This is a genomic window from Clostridium yunnanense, from assembly GCF_016595795.1.
In the GTDB taxonomy this organism is placed as follows: Bacteria; Bacillota; Clostridia; order Clostridiales; family Clostridiaceae; genus Clostridium_AR; species Clostridium_AR yunnanense.
The window spans coordinates 101,094-116,803 of the sequence record NZ_JAENHN010000066.1 but is presented as its reverse complement, the minus strand read 5'-3'; the positions used below and the strand labels follow the sequence as shown (position 1 = coordinate 116,803).

Here is a 15,710-nt window from a genome sequence, read left to right as displayed (position 1 = left end):
AGCTATTTAATCTTTGAGTACTACCAAAATAATTCATTAACCCTAATTTATTTTTAATCGTTTTCCTGTCAAACAAGGAAAGTTTTAAAATCTATATACTACTTGCATATTTATTTTGCTAATTACTAATATTAATGTGTATTATTATATCAAAATATAATTAAAGTAACAACTAAGTTTATGGTGCATTATGTCGAATTGTTTTTTCATGGTAATTATTTCATAATATTCAATATGTGATATACTTATATTAGATGTCCTAATTAAGGTTATTTTATACTGTATAATGAGGTGATATATTCTATGTGGTACACAAAAAATACTTCCGAAGTATTAAAAGATTTAAACGTAGATGAATCTGTTGGTTTGTCTACTGAAGAAGCTGAAAAAAGAATAGAAAAGTATGGTGAAAATAAATTAGCCAGCAAAAAGAAAAAAAGTATATTTCAGCTATTCGTCGCACAGTTAGCTGATTTTATGATTTATATACTTTTAGCAGCTGCTCTTATATCTGGAATAATGGGCGAAATCAGCGATGCAATAATAATTATAATTGTAATACTTGTAAATGCAGTTGTTGGCGTTGTTCAGGAATCTAAAGCTGAAAAAGCTTTGGAAGCTTTAAAGGAACTTTCTACTCCAAAAGCTGTTGTAAAAAGAAATGGAGAACTAACAGAAATTCCATCTGAACAAGTAGTTCCAGGAGATATTGTCATAATAGATGCTGGCAGGTATATACCAGCTGACTTAAGATTAATTGAAAGCGCAAATCTTAAAATGGAAGAATCCGCTTTTACAGGCGAATCCGTACCGGCGGATAAAGATGCAAATGCAATAATTGAAGGAAAAGTAGGTGTTGGAGATCAACACAACATGGTATTCATGTCCACTCTAGCTACATACGGAAGAGGTGTAGGTGTTGTTGTGGGTACAGGGATGGATACCGAAATAGGTAAAATAGCAAAAATGCTTGATGAAGAGGTTGAAGATTCCACTCCACTTCAAAAAAAGCTTGAACAGTTAGGAAAGTATTTAGGTATAGGTTCTATAGGAATATGCTTTATCATCTTTATTGTGTCTATGTTCCAAAAAAGAGATGTTTTTGAAATGTTACTTACCTCTATAAGCTTAGCTGTTGCAGCTATACCAGAAGGACTTCCTGCGATAGTGGCGATTGTTTTAGCCATGGGTGTTCAGAGAATGATTAAAGAGAACGCTATTATAAGAAAACTTCCTGCAGTTGAAACTCTTGGTTCAGTAAATATAATATGTTCAGATAAAACAGGTACTCTCACACAGAATAAAATGACTGTAACTAAATTTTATGCAAATGATAAGTTACTTCATATAGAAGATTTAGATTTCAATACTGAAACTAATAAGCTATTAATTGAATGTATGATGCTCTGTAATGATGCTACATATTCAGAGAGCTCAAAAACAGGTGACCCTACAGAAATCGCTTTATTGGAAGCTGGTTTTAGATATGATATAACTAAGGATATTATTAATTCTGAACATAAAAGAATTGATGAAGTTCCTTTCGACTCAGATAGAAAGCTTATGTCAACGGTTAATTCATATGGGCAGAAATATAAGGTCTTTACTAAAGGTGCTATTGACAGCATTCTAAAGATTTCTACTAAGCTTATGCTTAATGGCGAAATACTCGATTTAACTGAAAATATGAAAAAAGATATTCTAAAAGCCGTAGACTTAATGTCTGATGATGCACTCAGAGTTCTAGCTGGCGCATATAAAGATATTGACGCTCCACCACATATTGGTTTAGATGAAATAGAGAACAATCTAACCTTTATAGGAATGGTTGGAATGATTGACCCTCCAAGATTGGAAGTTAAAGACTCTATTTCATTATGCAAAAAGGCTGGAATTACACCAGTTATGATTACTGGTGATTATAAAAACACCGCCTTTGCCATTGCTAAAGAACTTGGAATTGCAGATAGCTTAACTCAATCAATCTCTGGTGAAGATATAGATAAATTAAATGATGAAGACTTCAGTAATAAAGTAAGAGACCTAAGAGTGTTCGCAAGAGTATCTCCTGAACACAAAGTAAAGATAGTTAAAGCTTTTAAAGCACACGGCAACATTGTTTCAATGACCGGTGATGGAGTAAATGACGCCCCTTCGTTAAAAGCAGCTGATATTGGTGTAGCTATGGGTATAACAGGTACTGACGTTGCAAAAGGTGCTGCAGACATGGTATTAACGGATGATAACTTTACCACCATTGTATCTGCTGTTGAAGAAGGAAGAAACATTTTTAGCAATATAAAGAAATCTATAGTTTTCTTACTTTCTTGTAATCTTGGTGAAATAATAACTTTATTTGTAGCAATACTGTTAAACTGGGATTCTCCGCTGCTTCCAATACATTTACTTTGGGTAAATCTAATAACTGATAGTTTACCTGCTTTAGCGTTAGGTGTTGATCCTGGTGACAAAGGCGTTATGGATCTTCCTCCAAGAAACCCAAAGGAGAGCATCTTTGGTGGAAGAACAAAGTTAATGCTACCACTTAACGGAATACTAATAGGTGGATTAACATTAGTGGCTTTTAGAGTTGGTGAATACTTATATCCGAATTCAGTTCCACATGCTAGAACAATGGCTTTCGTAGTACTTAGTGTTTCACAGTTATTCTATGCACTTTCAATCAGGAATGATAGAAAATCCATTTTCCAAATCGGTTTATTTTCTAACAGATTCTTGATTATAGCTATAATAATAGGAATTATTCTTCAAGCCTCTGTTATAACAATAACACCTATAGCAGAACTATTTAAGGTATATTCGCTTACCTTTAAAGATTGGGGATTTGTAATATTATTATCTTTAGTCCCATTATTGATAAATGAGTTATTCAAGATAATTTTAAGAAATAAAGAAATATAATAAAAACCACTGTAGATAGCTTTATATTAAAAACTCTACAGTGGTTTTATCTTTTATGATTTACATAATTAACAAAAATTTCTCACATATAAATCAACTTATTTTTTAACTGATAACATATGATTTTTTAATTTAAAAGCTAATTTTTTCTCGAATATACTTCTAAGTGAACAACTCCAGCATCATCTTTCTCGCTTAAAACCATTACGTCTCCATATTGATCTGTTCTAAAGACATTGCATTTGATATCTGTAAGATTTTTCACCACTTCACTATTAGGACTCTCTTCACCATTAGAAGTTATTATTGCTACACTTGGCTTAACCTTTCTTACAAAGTCTTTATATGTTCCACTGCCAATTCCATGATGTGCAACTTTTAAAACATCTATATCCTTAATATCTTTATTTTTCATAATTTGCTTTTCTAAATCTCTTTCAGCATCTGCCATAAATAAATATCTTAAATCAGCTATTTCCCCTAATAGCACCATTGAATTATTGTTTTCTAGAACCTTACTTGGTTTAGTTGGAGTAAGTGCTTTAAGATGTATATCGTTGTGCTCTAGATACCATCCAGCTTTTACATATTCATATTTCACCTTGGAGGCTTCTACAACTTTCATAACTTTTTCTTTTTCAGCTTTATTTACGCAAAATTCTGGCAGCATCAAATGTGATACCTTTACAGATTTTAATACAGCTTCTAGCCCCCCAAAATGATCATCATGGTAATGGGTAAGTATTACATAATCTAACTTATCAATTGATTCACTTTTAAGCTGGGATATAAGCTTGGAACTATATTCTTCAACTCCAGTATCAATAAGAATATTAAAATCTTTACTTAGTAGTAATATTGCATCACTTTGCCCAGTGCTTAATACCTGAACTCTTGTAACATTTGAAAGATTCTCAATTCCAAACACCTTTAAACTTGTAGTAAATAGAAATAAAATCATAATTGCGATTACTCTTTTACTAAATTTTCTCATATGTATGAACCTCCTTTTTTCCTTTGATACTAGTATGGTTCATATAACTTCTATAGATACACAAGTTTATCAATTAATTTATATTTTCATATGCTATTCTAAGAGCTTATAATAGCCCTCATTTTTGCATATACTAATAAACGTGATTTTTCTTATAAAGCGAAAAAATAGGCAGCCTAAGCTACCTATTTCTCTATTAATTTTGTTCCATTTACGTCTTGACTTATAATGCCTTCTCTCATAAGCCCACCCAATGCCATTTTAAAGTAATTTTTGCTTGAGTTAAAAACTTCCTTTATAACATCTGGTGAAGACTTATCGTTATATTTCATTGCGCCACCATTATCTTTAAGATATTGCAATATTTTTTCTTGAAGCACACTTCTTTCTTCAAGCTTTTGTCTTCTAGGGGTTAGACCAACTTTCCCATCCTCATATATCTTCTTTACTCTTGCCTTTATTTCATCTCCAGGTCTTACATCAGAGAAATACTCATTATTCAAAATAACCCCTCTGCATAGACCATTTACTGCCACCATAAGAGAACCATTCGTCTGATATCCATATACAATACCAGTTGTTTCTTCACCTAAAGTAACGTCTTCCCATATATCAAGCGCTCTATCAATATCAGTTGTTGCAGCTAATCTCTTAGTTTTATCTTCATATATGTAGAACAAATATTTTTTTCCTATTTCTAATTTAAATTTCTGTTCCCTTATAGGCACAAATATATCTCTTTCAAGACCAAAGTCAATAAATGCGCCTAATTCAGTTATAGATTTAACTTCAAGATATGCTACAGTATGAATAGTTGCAAGAGGGGTCTTAAGCGTTGCAATAAGCCTATCTTTAGAATCTCTGTATATAAAAGCATGAACCTCTTCACCTACTGCAAGTTTTCTATCTAGGGTATTTCCGTATGGTAACAATATACCATCATCAGTTCCACTTAGATAATATCCAACCGAACTTTCTCTTACAACCTCTAGATTGTTAAAATCACCTAATTTAATCATACATCCTCCGTACTTTTCTTATATTTTTTTGAAAGTTTCATATATCTCTCTGCAGATGCACTTATATTGTTAATCTCCTCTTCTGAAAGTTCTCTTATAACTTTCGCAGGAGAACCAAAACATAAGACACCTGAAGGTATATTTTTATTTTCTGTTACTATGCTGCCTGCCCCTATTATTGTATTTTCTCCAATAGTTGCTCCATTTAATACTATTGAGCCCATACCAATCAAAACATTATTGCCAATGGTGCAGCCGTGGATAATTGAATTATGCCCTATAGTAACATTCTTTCCAATTACTACTGGATTATTAGTATCTACATGCACAGTACTGTTATCTTGAATATTTGATCTCTCATCTATACTTATACTATTAATGTCACCTCGTATTACTGTGCCAAACCAAACACTTACATCCTTCTGTATGTCTACTTTGCCTATTATATCTACATTATCTGCAATATAAGCCTCATCATGTACCTTTGGATAAACTTTATCAAATGAATACTCCATTTTATATCGCCTCCTATGCATGACTATTATTTTACCATAGTAAATGTTTTATAGCCATATTTTATAAGAGTAAATTTATTTTAAATTAAAAATATATTTATAGTTCCTAATAAAATTTATTATTTATATGCAATTAGTGGTTAATAAAAATAAGAAAAAATAATATTATATAATAAAGCAATTTGTAGGAGTCATAATTTGAGTAAACATAGGAAACATAGATCGGAAGACTTACAAAATTTTGATCCAAAGAATATTAAAATATTATACGGAATACCTCACTGCCACACAAATATATCGACTGGAAAATGTTCAGCTGTAGAAGCCTTAGAATATGCTAAAAAGAATAGACTGGATTTTCTAATAATAACTGATCATAATCGCTATTTCTCAAGCAACTCACATAAAGAGCATAACTCAAAATGGGATGAGCTAAAGAAAGCATTGGATAGATTTAATAAAAAAAATGAAGACTTTGTAGGAATAGTTGGTTTTGAGGCAAGTTCTAACCCTTGGGGGCATCTAAATATAGTCAATTCTTCGTCCTGCTTTACAGGAGTTATTAGAAACTTTAATAACTTAATGCTGTGGATGATTGCCAACGGAAATTGTTATATATCAATCAATCATCCTGGGCGTATCGTAGAACAAATACCTTTTAGCCCCTTTTTAAATAAGTTCATTAATACAATAGAAGTTGGAAATGGCTCTTATCCCAATAAGTATCATAGATATTCAAAAAGATATTTCTCAATGCTTGATAAAGGTTGGATGCTAGGTGCAGTAAATGCTCAGGATAACCACCTGATGAACTTTGGCGATACTGAAAATCTTACAGGAGTGTTAGTAAACAAATTAGATAAACCGTCTATAATAAGCTCTCTCAAAAATAGAAGATGTTTTTCTAGTGAATCTAGAACGCTAAAATTCTACTTTACTATTAACAATTCCTTTATGGGAGAAGAACTTATTATAGAAAAAAATAATAGCCTAAACTTTTACATCCATGCTGAAGATAGAGTTAATATTATCGAAGAAGTTCAAATAATCACCTCAGGAGGAAAAATCCTTAAGGCTCTCAAAGAAATCTCTCTTCACAATTTAAAATACTCAATTTCATTTCCTGCTTCTGAAAAAGAGAAATGGTACGTAATTAGGCTAATCCAAAAAAATAATAGGGAAGCTATCAGTTCCCCTATCTTTATAAAAATAAAAAACTCCTGATGGAGTTTTTTTATTTTTTATCTTTATTCATATTCTTAACCCTATTAGGTTTAGCTTTAGGTCTTATAGTAACTTTGTTTTCTTGTTTCTTCTTGTTCTTTGCTTGATGTATCTCCATGAACCATAATAATAATATAATAAATATACCTGAAGACAATAAATTTGCTACCATATTTCCTTGTATCCCTAATGCTATAGGCAAAATAAATACTACTGCCGCTACCACTAGGATTATCCATTTGTTCACATTTAATTTACCCAAAACAAATATCTTCAAAAGATTAAATATAGCTAAAACAATTATTGCAAACAACAAAAGAAGTCCAATACTTTTAGCAATTTCCATTCTACCACTCCTCTAATCTAGCAAAATTAACATCTTATAATCTATATTAGACGAAAATCTAAACATTTTCAATAGAATAAGCTTAACTTATATAGTTTTCATATATATTATGTAATTAATTTTGGTTTATAAAAAACTTAGTTATAAAATAAACACTTACATCAACTTCTTAATATAATCAAGATTATGCAACTATTTTACAATAATTGTGAAGAAAATGATGATTATAAAAAATAGTATAGTATTTTTTTAACTTTTTAGTAGAATTAAAATACTTTTTTTGATAAAATATAAATTGAGTATATAGATACTTACAATGATAGGATATAAAACATAGAAGAGGTGAATTTTTGCTTATGCAAAATGTTAATTTGGATGAATTAGATTTACAAATATTAGATATTTTAATTAAAGATTGTAGAACTCCTTATTTAGAAATAGCAAGAATGTGTCATGTTAGTGGAGGAACTATCCACGTTAGAATGAAAAAGATGGAAGACTTAGGAATAATTACTGGGACAAGGATACTTTTAAATCTTCCAAAACTAGGTTATGACGTTTGTTGCTATGTAGGTATTTATGTAGATAAGACATCATCTTTCTCTTCAGTATTTGATGAATTATCTAAAATAAAAGAAGTTGTTGAACTTCATCTTATTACAGGAAATTATTCTGTTTTTGCCAAAGTAATTTGTAAGAGTATTTCTGACCTTCAGGATATCTTGATGAATAAAATAAATACAGTTACAGGTATTGAAAGAACAGATACATTTATATCATTATCACAACCTATAGATCGTAATATACAACTTTAAAGAGCTAACCAGCTCTTTTTTTTGCGTTTTTTTGTTTTCCATTAAACTTCTTTTTTATCACTACATAATTTATTGCTTTTCGGAAAAAATATAAGAGAAAAGTAAGTAAAGGAGTGATTTAAATGAAAACTCTAGATATAATAGCACTAGTTTTAGTTATAATTGGTGCAATAAACTGGGGGCTAATTGGCTTCTTCCAATTTGATCTAGTAGCTGCTCTATTTGGTAATATGACAGCTATAAGCAGAGTGATTTACGCACTTGTTGGTATTGCCGGACTTTATGCTATTTCATTTTTTGCAAAAGATAGGAACACTAGCTCAAATAGCAGCAACAACTGTGAATAATTAATAATAAATCCTCTTATTTTATAAGAGGATTTATTATTTATAAATATATAATAAAATGTGTCTTCTAAAACCTAACACCCCAATGCTTTCACAATAATATTGAGTATTTAAATAAATATTTTAACACTTCTAAAGTTCCATAATTCTTATAATATTCCCTTACTTCCTTATATATTATATAATATTTACATTTTATTAAATCAATATTGATAAATTTAGTATATAATAAATAGTAAATGTCTAGAATCTTCAAAAGGAGGTGAATTATGCTTATACAAGTACTAAATGGATTTTCATTATATGAAATAGTCTTTTTCTTTGCTATTTACTCCTTTTTAGGGTGGTGCATTGAGGTTGCTTATGCTTACACAAATAGAGGCTACTTTGTAAATAGGGGTTTTTTATATGGTCCATTCTGTCCAATATACGGGCTAGGATTTGTATCAATTATTGTTTTTCTTGACCATTACAAAGATAACTTGATTGCATTATATATACTATCTACATTATTAACATCAACAATAGAGTATGTTACGGGCTACCTATTAGAAAAGATATTTAAATCCAAATGGTGGGACTACACTGAAGACCCATTTAATCTTCATGGAAGAATATGTCTTCATTTTTCATTAGCCTGGGGCGTTGCTGCAGTTGCAATTATAAAAATAATTCATCCTATTTTCTTTATCTTTGTAAATATTTTACCTTTAAATATAGGTATTTATATTTTTTACGTGCTTATCAGCTACTTTATGATAGACTTAATACTAACAATTAGTTCATTAATTCAACTTAATATAATTCTATCTAAATTAACATTTATAAGCAGTGAATTAAAAAGGAGATATTCATATATAATATCTGTAACTAAAGAAAAAGCAATAGGAACTGCACAAGAAATGGAAGAGGGCTTTAAAGATTTGATTGATAATTATAATAAAAATCTGTCAAAAATTAATTTTAATCATAAACGTCTTATAAAAGCTTTTCCTAATATGAAATCAACTTATTTTGACTCTATAATATCAGAATTAAAAGAAAAGATTTCATCATTAAAAGATTTAATAAAATAACTTTAAATGCCAAAACTTCATTATGAACTCTAAATTTAAAAAGGCACTGCTAAATGAATACTAGTTCATTTAGCAGTGCCTCTCCTTATACACTAAGTTCTTAAATTAAAGTGATTTGATAAGTTCAAACAATTCAAGTGCTGCAGTTTTAGGCCCATTCTTTTCTAGCCCTGATACTGCTAGACAAGTTTTTATTTGTCCAACCTTTATACCATCTTCAAAACTTTTGTTAAAGTATTTGTCAATTAATATATCAGTTTCCGCTTGCTTTTGTGCTGGTCCAAATGGATTTGCGAAATATGATGTAACTAATCCAGTTTCCGTAGTTGTACCTTTAGCCATTCTTGCTCCAGCCTTAAATACATCGATAGCTTTTGCAGGAGACTCAAATAATTCAATAGCATCTCCGTCTTGCTCTATTCTTTCATAATTGTTGGCATAAAGTAAGATATCTACTTTGTAACCTTTAACAATCTCTTTATAAGTTGAAACCGGCATTACAAGTCTTGCATTTATCTTATCAGGATTCATAAATATACTTCTATCAATCTCTTTAAATGCATATCCTTGATCTAAATCGTCAAGTCTAACAAAAGCACCTACTTCAGTTCCGTATCCATAAACGCCTTCATCTTTAAGCTTAAATGACCCCATATCATCAAATACAACTGTCATTTCACTTACGTGATCTTCGCTCAAGGCTCTGAATGCTTCTAAGCTTTCTGACTTACCAGCTCCACTATCTCCTATAATTACTACATTAGCATTCTTTCCATTTTTAAGAACTATATTTACCATAGCGCCATGTATTGGTAAATATCCTCTTTTTATCATTATAAGATTGTGTAATGTTAAACACATCTTTTTCATATACCCAAAATAATCTATATTTTCATTATGGTTAACATAACCATACATTATATCATTCTTTTTATCCTCATAGAAAACTGTTTTAAGTTCTTCTGTGTCTTCTTCAACACCAAAAGTGTATACAATGTCAGGTTTTTTCCCTTTATATTCATCTTCTCTTGCAAGTTCAAATAAATTACTTAGAGTTATGCCGTGCTCCATGAAATCTCTGTGGAAGTAAACAAAAGCTAAAAGTTCTCCGATTTTCGCTGGATAGCAGAACCACTTATCTTTCTCTATCTTCCCATTTACTAAAGGATTCTCATAAACTTCAGTAAACATACCATCTCTTGTATTTTTCTTAGGGTATGTTATAAACGGAGTTTCTAATGCTATTGTTTCAATAAAAGGAACATCTTGCAAAACCTTATATTCCTCAGGAGCAGTCCATATAGGATTATTTATAAGAATACATGCATTTCCGCCTGCTGGTAATTGTCTAAATATATTTGGCATAATTCCGATTACATTCTTTTCTATAGTTCTATAAAAATTTAGTATAAGCATCGAAAATTGAGAATTTGCATCTAAAAAGCTAACTGAGGCAATTCCGTCTCTGATTGTATTATTATGAATAATAGTATATCTTTCTAGCCTTCTCCAGAAAGAATAGATGTCTTCAATTATAGACAAAAAGCCTTCTCTGTCCTCAACTATTTTTTCAACATCTTCATTGTAAGAGATTATTTCATCAGCGCTCATTATGGTTAATAATTGAAAGGTTCTTACTAGAGCTTTTCTGATTTCTCTTGTGTCTGTAGTCCCCAACTTTTGTGCAAGTAATTTATAACTATGGGAGTTTCTCACTTGAGCTCTCTTTAAAAATGTATCTACTACCCTTTTAAATCCATAGCTTTGCAATAAACTTTCATAATTACTGCAATATTTCTCTGTAAAATTAATAGTTACCTTATCATTACTCATTGAAAATTCTTTACGCATTTTCTGCCCCCTCATGCATGATTTTTTTTTATAAATTGCATATTCATAATAAATACATAAACCTTATCTCGATTATACCATAACTTATGCAATTTAACCAATACCTTTTTTCATTTTCTTTCATATTAACATATTCATTTGTTATTTAACATGCTATCATTTAATAGTATTTTAACGTGTTCTGAAATTGATTTTTGAAATTTTATGAAATGCAAATAGCTTTTTATTAAAAATACTTTCAATTTGCAATCAAAATATTACTTTAATAAAGATAAGATGTACCAATTCTATGATAGATCTATTTTTAAAACTATCACTATTTCTGGTGATATAATTTAAAAATATGAATTTTATTACAAAGTGGTACATCTATAATATTTGCTTTTATAATAAGAAAAAAACACTAAATAGATTGTTAATAACCTCCAGCAATCTATTCAGTGCTTTTATTTTAAGATTCTAGCCTAATTTTCTTTAAATTTGCTTCTATCTTATCGTGTATTATTGTTGCTAATTCTCTTTGCTCTTCTTTAGTGAGCTTATCTGGATATATTGGTTCATCAAATATTATTTTTATATTAGTACTTTTAAATTTATTTTCTTCTTCATACCCTTTATATGACCCATCTATTGTTACAGGTACGATTGGAACATTGGCTTTTGTAGCAAGCTTTAGGCTTCCTTTTTTAAACTCCTTAAGCTTACCATCTTTTGCTCTTGTTCCTTCTGGGAAAATCGCCATCGAATACCCATTTTGAAGATTTTCAACGCCTTTATTTATTACATTTATAGCTTCTCTTACATTCTCTCTATCGATAGGTACGCTATGTACAGCCTTTAACCATTGTCCTAATATAGGAACCTTTAGCAATTCCTTTTTAGCAATAAATCCTATTGATCTGTCTGCATTTAATACCAAAGCTGGAATGTCAAATAAACTTTGATGGTTCATTACAAATACACACGGCCCGTTTGGGATGTTTTCTACTCCAACCGAATCAACTTTATGATTTAATATATTGATACTAAATTTCGCCCATGCAACATATTTATTTCTTACATATCTATCTGCAGCTTTTTCGCCTGCAAATTTCTTAAGAACAACTATAACTCCACCTCTAAAGAATTCTAAAATCATGTACAAACCATACCAAATCATCAAAAAATAAATTTTCACTATATTACACCTCAAACTTTTTCTTATATCTTGCATATATTATTATACTTGGATGAATTATTTAAAGCAAGATTTCAGTAATTTACCTTTACATTTAGTTAACTTGATAATACACTATTTTTGTTAAGGTTACTTATATTATAATATACATTTATGTATAACACACTATATTAACTTATTAGTAGAAAGGATTATCATGAAAAAACTATTTAGATTACCTATTATAATAATTTTATCTCTGTCTCTATTTATAGCTGGATGCTCTAATTCAAAAACAAATACTAATACTTCAAATGCTTCCAATACTTTAATTTCCGAAAAACTTGTAGTTCATTATATAGATGTAGGACAAGGCGATTCAATTTTGATTCAAACAAAGGAAAAAAACTTTCTTATCGATGCTGGTCCCAAAGAAAATGAAGATAAGCTATTATCATACCTAAAAAAACTAAATATAAAAAGACTAGATTATGTTATAGCCACTCATCCACATGAAGACCATATTGGTGGCATGACAAATATTATAAAAGCCTATGATATTGGTAAGTTTTATGCGCCTAAAGTAACAAATACAACTAAAACTTTTCAGAACATGATGCTTGCATTAAAAGACAAAAACATGAATGTTAATGTTCTAAAACCCGGAATGGGAGGCAATATAGATTTAGGAGAAAATACCAAGGTAGAAGTTTTTTCTCCAAACAGCTCAAAGTACGATGATCTTAATAACTATTCCCCAATTATCAAAGTTACTTATGGAAAGAATTCTTTTCTTTTCACTGGAGACGCTGAGAAACTAGAAGAAAATGAAGTGCTTCAGAAAAAATATGATATTAAAGCAGACGTTCTAAAGGTAGGTCATCATGGAAGCAGCAGTTCTACCGGAAGAGATTTCCTTTCTAAGGTTTCTCCTTCAATAGCTGTCATATCATGTGGAAAAGATAATGATTATGGCCATCCTCACAAAGAAACTCTTAAAACGCTTGGAGATGGAAAAGTTAAAGTATATAGGACCGATGTGTCTGGAACAATAGTAATTATTTCAGATGGAAATAATGTCACCGTAAAATAGAACTTTTAGAATTCAAACACATTCAATTTCGCTTGTAAATCATATAAAACATAATATAAAAAAATTGCTGAAGCGACTTTCTTCAGTGATTTTTTTTGCACATCTGCCTTTTCTGAACATAGTGAAGAATCTTACAGGCGACAAATTTTTATTTTTTTATTCTTTAAATCGTATTATCTTTTAAGTCTTTACTCATATTTATTTACATATATAATTAAGTTATAAATTTCTAAAGAATAAAATAACAGCACCTGTATTATTCATTAATACAGGTGCTGTTATTATCTCCCTCATCTACTTTTATGTATTTGTTCCAATTTATACATATATGAAAGAGATTGACCACGTCTTGCTCATTATATTGTAATATTTTATCAACCTTTTCCTTTGGCATTCTCAGTATATAGTCTTTGTCCTTTATCACCTTATGGAATGTTTTAGCTAGGTTTGAACCACTCATTAGCTCACCCTCCCTAACTATATCAAACTTCTTTTCTAATGCTTTAAGACCTATTCCCATCTTTATAAGCTTTTCATATTCTTTTTGAATATCTACTGAAACAAAATAATCATCAAACTTAAACTCAACACCATATTGATTAAATAGATAATTTATAACAGTAAAATCATTATTCCCTGAAAAAGTAACTATGTATCTTTTTCCTTCTTCATAAGCTTTTATAAAATACTTCTGAGCTAAGATAAGTATATCTCTAATTTCATATTTATTTTCAATCATATATTGAGTAACTAAAAGCTCTGCTCTTTCCTTATCATATATGCAGGCACCAAAAACACCAACACATTTAGGTTTCTTATAAACATAGTGCTCTAAATCAAAGAATATTGATTTAGAGCAATCATACTCTTCATCATTGACTTTGATGATGAAACTGTCATCAATTTCCCCTACGGGCACATCTCGCTCCTTTATTATCACTTTATCACTCTTTCCTTATAGAATTTCAAATCTGTCAGGCTTTAAACTATAAATTAGATCTTTTCTTTCAACTATGATACTTATTTTCTCTTTAACCTCCTTATCATTTTGTATTTTATTTAGCAATTCTCTTGTAGGATTTATGCAGTAAGGATTTTTTACCAGGCTCATCATTGTGAAATCTCCTGCAGTGTCACCATAAGCAAAACTATTATCTAAGTCTATATCATATTTATTTACAAAACAATTTATAGCTTCCATTTTGCTTTTATGATCCCACATAGGCATCACATCTCCAGTATATCTTCCTTTGCTATCTAGCAAATATTTTGCGCCTTCATAAGCATCAAATCCGTGTTTTAAAGACATTTCTTTAACCAATTCTTCTGGACTACCTGAAATAGTTATAAGCATGTGTCCCTGTTCCTTATGCCACTTAATTCTATCTCTTGAAAATGTATATAGTCTTTCACCTTTTTGTTCAATTACTTTTTTGGCAATAAACTCTATTTGATGTTTGTAAAGACCTTTTATTGCCTCAAGATATATATCGATCATCTTTAGCAAGTAACCGTCATAGTCCCCCTGCCTTTTATCCCATTTCAAAAATTCAGGTCTAACTTCATTATACCATTTTTCTGACTCTATTATTTCATATTTTATCATTTTCTTGAACATTTCTGTTATTAAGCCTTCTCTATATAATGTTCCATCAATATCAAAAAATGCTGCTATCTTCTTCATATTATCCCTCCTGTAAATTATAGTTCAATTATTAGTATCCTAATATATAGATATTCCATTTTCGTGATTCAAAAGTATACCGAAATCATTTTAATTATTAATGATAATATACTTAATAAATAGGTTTCGGTTCGAACTTGTAAATCTTTATATAATTTTGCATTCTATTATATATTGAAACTTATAGCAAAGTAAAGTTATGTTTATATTTTAACAACTTATTATTGTTAATATTATTTATTCGTCAATAATTATTATCTTTTTCTATTCTCCTTATTACATATATTATTATCTTATTCAGCAAATTAATTGTACTATCAGACTATTTTCTTAATATTCTTTATTTTTACAATATTATTATTTCGTGTATTACCTTGACTTTTAATTAACAGGGTGGTATTATTTTCTTGAGAATGATTTTCAATGTGAGGTGGAAAGAATGTGCGTTTATGATTTAAGACCAGGTCAAGTTGGTGTTGTGGACAAGATTTCTGGTGATGATAAATTAGTTAAAAGATTACTAGCGCTAGGTTGTATTGAAGGAACTGAAGTAACTCTTAAGAGAGTAGCTCCTTTAGGCGATCCACTAATAATAAATCTAAGAGGCTTCAACATAGCAATAAGAAAAAATGATGCAAAAAACATACTACTAAAGAAGTAATTAATGT

The 15,710-nt window shown here is 29.8% G+C and carries 15 protein-coding genes; 7 read left to right on the top strand and 8 right to left on the bottom strand.

Features of this window, described 5'->3' with window-relative positions:
- Positions 1-303 precede the first annotated feature (303 nt).
- Positions 304-2,922, top strand: coding sequence for a calcium-translocating P-type ATPase, PMCA-type (locus JHL18_RS24150; protein ID WP_200274078.1), 2,619 nt, complete (start codon positions 304-306; stop codon positions 2,920-2,922).
- Positions 2,923-3,061: 139 nt separating this feature from the next.
- Here JHL18_RS24150 and JHL18_RS24145 read toward each other — a convergent pair whose 3' ends face one another.
- From JHL18_RS24145 to JHL18_RS24135, 3 genes are all read right to left on the bottom strand, one after another.
- Positions 3,062-3,916, bottom strand: coding sequence for a ComEC/Rec2 family competence protein (locus JHL18_RS24145; protein WP_200274076.1), 855 nt, complete (start codon positions 3,914-3,916; stop codon positions 3,062-3,064).
- Positions 3,917-4,101: 185 nt separating this feature from the next.
- The gene (locus tag JHL18_RS24140; protein WP_200274074.1) at positions 4,102-4,935 is read right to left on the bottom strand and encodes a CvfB family protein; all 834 of its coding nucleotides are present in this window, start codon (positions 4,933-4,935) and stop codon (positions 4,102-4,104) included.
- Entirely contained in the window at positions 4,932-5,450 is a 519-nt protein-coding gene (locus JHL18_RS24135) for a gamma carbonic anhydrase family protein (protein ID WP_200274072.1), read from the bottom strand. The genes JHL18_RS24140 and JHL18_RS24135 overlap by 4 nt, the downstream gene beginning before the upstream one ends.
- Positions 5,451-5,648: 198 nt before the next feature.
- Here JHL18_RS24135 and JHL18_RS24130 point away from each other — a divergent pair, with 198 nt between their 5' ends.
- Positions 5,649-6,674 carry a CehA/McbA family metallohydrolase gene (locus tag JHL18_RS24130; protein WP_200274070.1) on the top strand — a complete coding sequence of 342 codons (1,026 nt, stop codon included), beginning with the start codon at positions 5,649-5,651 and terminating at the stop codon, positions 6,672-6,674.
- Positions 6,675-6,684: 10 nt separating this feature from the next.
- Here the strand turns inward: JHL18_RS24130 and JHL18_RS24125 are convergent, their stop codons facing one another.
- Positions 6,685-7,020: a hypothetical protein gene (locus JHL18_RS24125; protein WP_200274068.1), complete on the bottom strand. Its 336-nt coding sequence runs from the start codon at positions 7,018-7,020 to the stop codon at positions 6,685-6,687.
- Positions 7,021-7,376: 356 nt separating this feature from the next.
- On the opposite strand from JHL18_RS24125, the gene JHL18_RS24120 reads away from it, so the two are divergent.
- From JHL18_RS24120 to JHL18_RS24110, 3 genes are all read left to right on the top strand, one after another.
- Positions 7,377-7,835: an Lrp/AsnC ligand binding domain-containing protein gene (locus JHL18_RS24120; RefSeq protein ID WP_183276733.1), complete on the top strand. Its 459-nt coding sequence runs from the start codon at positions 7,377-7,379 to the stop codon at positions 7,833-7,835.
- A gap of 122 nt (positions 7,836-7,957) precedes the next feature.
- Positions 7,958-8,182, top strand: coding sequence for a DUF378 domain-containing protein (locus JHL18_RS24115; RefSeq protein WP_200274066.1), 225 nt, complete (start codon positions 7,958-7,960; stop codon positions 8,180-8,182).
- A 269-nt stretch (positions 8,183-8,451) separates the two neighbouring features.
- Positions 8,452-9,258, top strand: coding sequence for a putative ABC transporter permease (locus JHL18_RS24110; protein WP_207753105.1), 807 nt, complete (start codon positions 8,452-8,454; stop codon positions 9,256-9,258).
- 105 nt (positions 9,259-9,363) lie between these two features.
- Here the strand turns inward: JHL18_RS24110 and JHL18_RS24105 are convergent, their stop codons facing one another.
- Together JHL18_RS24105 and JHL18_RS24100 are read right to left on the bottom strand one after the other, a co-directional pair.
- Entirely contained in the window at positions 9,364-11,109 is a 1,746-nt protein-coding gene (locus tag JHL18_RS24105; protein ID WP_200274064.1) for a phosphoenolpyruvate carboxykinase, read from the bottom strand.
- Positions 11,110-11,560: 451 nt separating this feature from the next.
- Positions 11,561-12,286 carry a 1-acylglycerol-3-phosphate O-acyltransferase gene (locus tag JHL18_RS24100; protein ID WP_200274062.1) on the bottom strand — a complete coding sequence of 242 codons (726 nt, stop codon included), beginning with the start codon at positions 12,284-12,286 and terminating at the stop codon, positions 11,561-11,563.
- A 196-nt stretch (positions 12,287-12,482) separates the two neighbouring features.
- On the opposite strand from JHL18_RS24100, the gene JHL18_RS24095 reads away from it, so the two are divergent.
- Positions 12,483-13,358, top strand: coding sequence for a ComEC/Rec2 family competence protein (locus JHL18_RS24095; RefSeq protein ID WP_200274060.1), 876 nt, complete (start codon positions 12,483-12,485; stop codon positions 13,356-13,358).
- A 256-nt stretch (positions 13,359-13,614) separates the two neighbouring features.
- Here JHL18_RS24095 and JHL18_RS24090 read toward each other — a convergent pair whose 3' ends face one another.
- Both JHL18_RS24090 and JHL18_RS24085 read right to left on the bottom strand, forming a co-directional pair.
- The gene (locus JHL18_RS24090; protein WP_200274058.1) at positions 13,615-14,298 is read right to left on the bottom strand and encodes a ribonuclease H-like domain-containing protein; all 684 of its coding nucleotides are present in this window, start codon (positions 14,296-14,298) and stop codon (positions 13,615-13,617) included.
- Between the two features lie 15 nt (positions 14,299-14,313).
- On the bottom strand, positions 14,314-15,042 hold the full coding sequence (locus tag JHL18_RS24085) for an HAD-IB family hydrolase (RefSeq protein WP_200274056.1): 729 nt from the start codon (positions 15,040-15,042) through the stop codon (positions 14,314-14,316).
- Positions 15,043-15,481: 439 nt separating this feature from the next.
- Between JHL18_RS24085 and JHL18_RS24080 the strand changes: the two genes are divergently transcribed.
- Positions 15,482-15,703: a FeoA family protein gene (locus JHL18_RS24080; protein WP_200274054.1), complete on the top strand. Its 222-nt coding sequence runs from the start codon at positions 15,482-15,484 to the stop codon at positions 15,701-15,703.
- The last annotated feature ends 7 nt before the right edge of the window (positions 15,704-15,710 follow it).

Coding starts and splice junctions, on each gene's coding strand:
- JHL18_RS24145 (WP_200274076.1), bottom strand. CDS start 3,916: ATGAGAAAATTTAGTAAAAGAGTAATCGCAATTATGATTTTATTTCTA.
- JHL18_RS24135 (WP_200274072.1), bottom strand. CDS start 5,450: ATGGAGTATTCATTTGATAAAGTTTATCCAAAGGTACATGATGAGGCT.
- JHL18_RS24110 (WP_207753105.1), top strand. CDS start 8,452: ATGCTTATACAAGTACTAAATGGATTTTCATTATATGAAATAGTCTTT.
- JHL18_RS24140 (WP_200274074.1), bottom strand. CDS start 4,935: ATGATTAAATTAGGTGATTTTAACAATCTAGAGGTTGTAAGAGAAAGT.
- JHL18_RS24120 (WP_183276733.1), top strand. CDS start 7,377: ATGCAAAATGTTAATTTGGATGAATTAGATTTACAAATATTAGATATT.
- JHL18_RS24085 (WP_200274056.1), bottom strand. CDS start 15,042: ATGAAGAAGATAGCAGCATTTTTTGATATTGATGGAACATTATATAGA.
- JHL18_RS24125 (WP_200274068.1), bottom strand. CDS start 7,020: ATGGAAATTGCTAAAAGTATTGGACTTCTTTTGTTGTTTGCAATAATT.
- JHL18_RS24150 (WP_200274078.1), top strand. CDS start 304: ATGTGGTACACAAAAAATACTTCCGAAGTATTAAAAGATTTAAACGTA.
- JHL18_RS24115 (WP_200274066.1), top strand. CDS start 7,958: ATGAAAACTCTAGATATAATAGCACTAGTTTTAGTTATAATTGGTGCA.
- JHL18_RS24095 (WP_200274060.1), top strand. CDS start 12,483: ATGAAAAAACTATTTAGATTACCTATTATAATAATTTTATCTCTGTCT.
- JHL18_RS24105 (WP_200274064.1), bottom strand. CDS start 11,109: ATGCGTAAAGAATTTTCAATGAGTAATGATAAGGTAACTATTAATTTT.
- JHL18_RS24080 (WP_200274054.1), top strand. CDS start 15,482: ATGTGCGTTTATGATTTAAGACCAGGTCAAGTTGGTGTTGTGGACAAG.